Origin of the sequence: Arthrobacter sp. STN4 (genome assembly GCF_024539665.1) — a bacterium.
Taxonomy (GTDB): domain Bacteria; phylum Actinomycetota; class Actinomycetes; order Actinomycetales; family Micrococcaceae; genus Specibacter.
Genome location: NZ_JAKZGX010000056.1, coordinates 1 through 5668 on the forward strand (window position 1 = coordinate 1; position 5668 = coordinate 5668).

The following is a 5668-nucleotide window of genomic DNA, read 5'->3' on the forward strand; positions in this document are numbered from 1 at the left end:
TGTGGTTGTTGTTTGAGAACTCAATAGTGTGCCAAGTTTTATTGATGCCGATTGTTTTTTGATTGGTTATTTGGTTGGCTGCCTGCGCCCCTGTGTGGGTGGCTGATCGTTTAGCTGGTTTCGAATTTTGTGCGTGCATTCTTCATCTTTTTCCGGTGGGTTTGTGCGTGTCTGTTTAGGTTTTAACGGAGAGTTTGATCCTGGCTCAGGATGAACGCTGGCGGCGTGCTTAACACATGCAAGTCGAACGATGGTCCCCAGCTTGCTGGGGGGATTAGTGGCGAACGGGTGAGTAACACGTGAGTAACCTGCCCTTGACTCTGGGATAAGCCTGGGAAACTGGGTCTAATACTGGATAGTGACTTTCTGCCGCATGGTGGGGGGTTGAAAGATTTATTGGTCTTGGATGGACTCGCGGCCTATCAGCTTGTTGGTGGGGTAATGGCCTACCAAGGCGACGACGGGTAGCCGGCCTGAGAGGGTGACCGGCCACACTGGGACTGAGACACGGCCCAGACTCCTACGGGAGGCAGCAGTGGGGAATATTGCACAATGGGCGCAAGCCTGATGCAGCGACGCCGCGTGAGGGATGACGGCCTTCGGGTTGTAAACCTCTTTCAGTAGGGAACAAGGCTGCACGTTGTGTGGTTGAGGGTACTTGCAGAAGAAGCGCCGGCTAACTACGTGCCAGCAGCCGCGGTAATACGTAGGGCGCAAGCGTTATCCGGAATTATTGGGCGTAAAGAGCTCGTAGGCGGTTTGTCGCGTCTGCCGTGAAAGTCCGGGGCTCAACCCCGGATCTGCGGTGGGTACGGGCAGACTAGAGTGATGTAGGGGAGACTGGAATTCCTGGTGTAGCGGTGAAATGCGCAGATATCAGGAGGAACACCGATGGCGAAGGCAGGTCTCTGGGCATTAACTGACGCTGAGGAGCGAAAGCATGGGGAGCGAACAGGATTAGATACCCTGGTAGTCCATGCCGTAAACGTTGGGCACTAGGTGTGGGGGACATTCCACGTTTTCCGCGCCGTAGCTAACGCATTAAGTGCCCCGCCTGGGGAGTACGGCCGCAAGGCTAAAACTCAAAGGAATTGACGGGGGCCCGCACAAGCGGCGGAGCATGCGGATTAATTCGATGCAACGCGAAGAACCTTACCAAGGCTTGACATGAACTGGAAACGCCCGGAAACGGGTGCCCCGCTTGCGGCCGGTTTACAGGTGGTGCATGGTTGTCGTCAGCTCGTGTCGTGAGATGTTGGGTTAAGTCCCGCAACGAGCGCAACCCTCGTTCTATGTTGCCAGCGGGTTATGCCGGGGACTCATGGGAGACTGCCGGGGTCAACTCGGAGGAAGGTGGGGACGACGTCAAATCATCATGCCCCTTATGTCTTGGGCTTCACGCATGCTACAATGGCCGGTACAATGGGTTGCGATACTGTGAGGTGGAGCTAATCCCAAAAAGCCGGTCTCAGTTCGGATTGGGGTCTGCAACTCGACCCCATGAAGTCGGAGTCGCTAGTAATCGCAGATCAGCAACGCTGCGGTGAATACGTTCCCGGGCCTTGTACACACCGCCCGTCAAGTCACGAAAGTTGGTAACACCCGAAGCCCATGGCCCAACCCCGTTAGGGGAGGGAGTGGTCGAAGGTGGGACTGGCGATTGGGACTAAGTCGTAACAAGGTAGCCGTACCGGAAGGTGCGGCTGGATCACCTCCTTTCTAAGGAGCACCAAGCACCACGGGGCGGCCTGCATGGGTTGTTTTGGTGGTGTGCGGAAGCAAGGGCCTGCAGCGGGAACGGTTGTTTCCCGGCGGGTTGCTCAAGGGTGGAACTTCAATGAAGCAGGTGCCTGCCGGCACGGGGCGGTTCGATGTGAGTACGGTGGCCATTGTGTGGTTGCGGGGAAAGCGTCATGAATGGATTGCTGTGTTTTGGTGGGTGGTGTTTGGCACACTGTTGGGTCCTGGAGCAACAACGCTTGTGTGTTGTTGGGTCCTGGTTTTTCCTGCGCGTGGCTGGCGCACCTGGTTGTTTGGGTGTGGTGGCGTGTGTTGGGGTTGTTGTTTGAGAACTATATAGTGAACGCGAGCATCTTTTGAAGCAATTTTGTTGTTTGTGAAGGGTTTTTGTGTGTTGTTGACCTGTTTTTGTGGTCAAGTTTTTAAGGGCACACGGTGGATGCCTTGGCATTAGGAGCCGAAGAAGGACGTAGGAATCTGCGATAAGCCTCGGGGAGTTGATAACCGAACTTTGATCCGAGGGTGTCCGAATGGGGAAACCCCGCTACCCGTCGTGAGGCGAGGTGGTGACCCGCACCTGAATATATAGGGTGTGTGGGGGGAACGTGGGGAAGTGAAACATCTCAGTACCCACAGGAAGAGAAAACAAGAGTGATTCCGTTAGTAGTGGCGAGCGAACGCGGATCAGGCTAAACCGTGCCATGTGTGATAGCCGGCGGGCGTTGCATGGTCGGGGTTGTGGGGTGTTGCCGTTCCGGGTCTGCCGGCCTGGAGGGTGTTGTGCGTGTATAGGTGAAGGGTTTTGAATGGCCTGCCGTAGAGGGTGAGAGTCCCGTAACCGAAATGCATGGTGCGCGCCTGGGTGATGTTCCCAAGTAGCACGGGGCCCGAGAAATCCCGTGTGAATCTGTCAGGACCACCTGATAAGCCTAAATACTACCTAATGACCGATAGCGGACAAGTACCGTGAGGGAAAGGTGAAAAGTACCCCGGGAGGGGAGTGAAATAGTACCTGAAACCGTGTGCTTACAATCCGTCAGAGCCGCCTTGTTGTGGTGATGGCGTGCCTTTTGAAGAATGAGCCTGCGAGTTAGTGTTACGTCGCGAGGTTAACCCGTGTGGGGAAGCCGTAGCGAAAGCGAGTCTGAATAGGGCGTTGCAGTGGCGTGATCTAGACCCGAAGCGAAGTGATCTACCCATGGCCAGGTTGAAGCGTGTGTAAGAGCGCGTGGAGGACCGAACCCACTTCAGTTGAAAATGGAGGGGATGAGCTGTGGGTAGGGGTGAAAGGCCAATCAAACTTCGTGATAGCTGGTTCTCCCCGAAATGCATTTAGGTGCAGCGTTGCGTGTTTCTTGCTGGAGGTAGAGCTACTGGATGGCTAATGGGCCCTACAAGGTTACTGACGTCAGCCAAACTCCGAATGCCGGCAAGTGAGAGCGTGGCAGTGAGACTGTGGGGGATAAGCTTCATAGTCGAGAGGGAAACAGCCCAGACCACCAACTAAGGCCCCTAAGCGTGTGCTAAGTGGGAAAGGATGTGGGATTGCTTAGACAACCAGGAGGTTGGCTTAGAAGCAGCCATCCTTAAAAGAGTGCGTAATAGCTCACTGGTCAAGTGATTCCGCGCCGACAATGTAGCGGGGCTCAAGTACACCGCCGAAGTTGTGGATTTCAAACATGTCCCTAGCGGGCGGGTTCGTCCTGCCTTGTTCAGGGGTTTGGAGTGGTAGGGGAGCGTCGTGCAGCCATGGAAGCGGCAGTGTGAACTAGCCGTGGAGGCTGCACGAGTGAGAATGCAGGCATGAGTAGCGAAAGACGGGTGGGAAACCCGTCCGCCGAATGATCAAGGGTTCCAGGGTCAAGCTAATCTGCCCTGGGTAAGTCGGGACCTAAGGCGAGGCCGACAGGCGTAGTCGATGGACAACGGGTTGATATTCCCGTACCGGTGAAGGACCGTCCCTGTTGAACCGGTGATACTAACCGCCCAAACCGTCAGTGCGTGTCCTTCGGGACCAGGCTGTGCGGGGCGCGTGGGAACTGAACCGGGGAGGCAAGCGTATTAACAGGTGTGACGCAGGAAGGTAGCCAAGCCGGGCGATGGTTGTCCCGGTCTAAGGATGTAGGGTCAGCGATAGGCAAATCCGTCGCTGTGTCTTTGATGACGTGCCTGAGATCTGATGGGACCCCCGTAGGGGGGAATTTGGTGATCCTATGCTGCCTAGAAAAGCATCGACGCGAGGTCCGGGCCGCCCGTACCCCAAACCGACACAGGTGATCAGGTAGAGAATACCAAGGCGATCGAGAGAATTATGGTTAAGGAACTCGGCAAAATGCCCCCGTAACTTCGGGAGAAGGGGGGCCTGCCCCGTGACCGCCACTTGCTGGCGTGAGCGGGTGTGGGCCGCAGAGACCAGGGGGAAGCGACTGTTTACTAAAAACACAGGTCCGTGCGAAGTCGCAAGACGATGTATACGGACTGACTCCTGCCCGGTGCTGGAAGGTTAAGAGGACCGGTTAGCTGCACTTGTGTGGCGAAGCTGAGAATTTAAGCCCCAGTAAACGGCGGTGGTAACTATAACCATCCTAAGGTAGCGAAATTCCTTGTCGGGTAAGTTCCGACCTGCACGAATGGAGTAACGACTTCCCCGCTGTCTCAACCATAAACTCGGCGAAATTGCAGTACGAGTAAAGATGCTCGTTACGCGCAGCAGGACGGAAAGACCCCGAGACCTTTACTATAGTTTGGTATTGGTGTTCGGAGTGGCTTGTGTAGGATAGGTGGGAGACTGTGAAACCTTCACGCCAGTGGGGGTGGAGTCATCGTTGAAATACCACTCTGGTCACTTTGGACATCTAACTTCGGCCCGTAATCCGGGTCAGGGACAGTGCCTGATGGGTAGTTTAACTGGGGCGGTTGCCTCCTAAAGAGTAACGGAGGCGCCCAAAGGTTCCCTCAGCCTGGTTGGCAATCAGGTATCGAGTGTAAGTGCACAAGGGAGCTTGACTGTGAGACAGACATGTCGAGCAGGGACGAAAGTCGGGACTAGTGATCCGGCGGCACATTGTGGAATGGCCGTCGCTCAACGGATAAAAGGTACCTCGGGGATAACAGGCTGATCTTGCCCAAGAGTCCATATCGACGGCATGGTTTGGCACCTCGATGTCGGCTCGTCGCATCCTGGGGCTGGAGTAGGTCCCAAGGGTTGGGCTGTTCGCCCATTAAAGCGGTACGCGAGCTGGGTTTAGAACGTCGTGAGACAGTTCGGTCCCTATCCGCTGCGCGCGCAGGAAATTTGAGAAGGGCTGTCCTTAGTACGAGAGGACCGGGACGGACGAACCTCTGGTGTGTCAGTTGTACTGCCAAGTGCATCGCTGATTGGCTACGTTCGGATGGGATAACCGCTGAAAGCATCTAAGCGGGAAGCCCGCTTCAAGATGAGATTTCCATACACCCCTAGGGTGTGGGAGGCCCCCAGCAGACCACTGGGTTGATAGGCCGGACGTGGAAGCGAGGACCAAAGACTCGTGAAGCTGACCGGTACTAATAGGCCGATAACTTGATAACACCAACCAACACCACACCTGCTCGCGTTCACTATATGGTTCCCCAACAACAAACCCGGCCGGGTCCTTGTTGCCCACGGGAAAAACCACCACCCACCCCTGCGGGGGTGTGTGTATAATAAAATACTGTTGTCCATCAACAGGACACCAACCAGGATTCCCCCCCAAACCACCCCCCGCCAGGGCGGGCCACGGCAAGGGGTGCGGAGGAAAAGTTACGGTGGTCATAGCGTGGGGGAAACGCCCGGTCCCATTCCGAACCCGGAAGCTAAGACCCACAGCGCCGATGGTACTGCATTCGTGAGGATGTGGGAGAGTAGGACACCGCCGGACAACACCAAGGGTAGAGGCCCCAACACACC

Annotated in this window: 3 rRNA genes; all 3 read left to right on the forward strand. The window is 55.8% G+C overall.

Annotation, left to right across the window (positions count from 1 at the left end):
* Positions 1-182 precede the first annotated feature (182 nt).
* Positions 183-1719: ribosomal RNA gene (locus MMF96_RS19175) — 16S ribosomal RNA — on the forward strand.
* A gap of 433 nt (positions 1720-2152) precedes the next feature.
* A 23S ribosomal RNA gene (locus tag MMF96_RS19180) occupies positions 2153-5307 on the forward strand.
* A gap of 215 nt (positions 5308-5522) precedes the next feature.
* Positions 5523-5639: ribosomal RNA gene (gene rrf, locus MMF96_RS19185) — 5S ribosomal RNA — on the forward strand.
* Together the 16S, 23S and 5S rRNA genes form the textbook arrangement of a ribosomal RNA operon.
* Positions 5640-5668 lie beyond the last annotated feature (29 nt).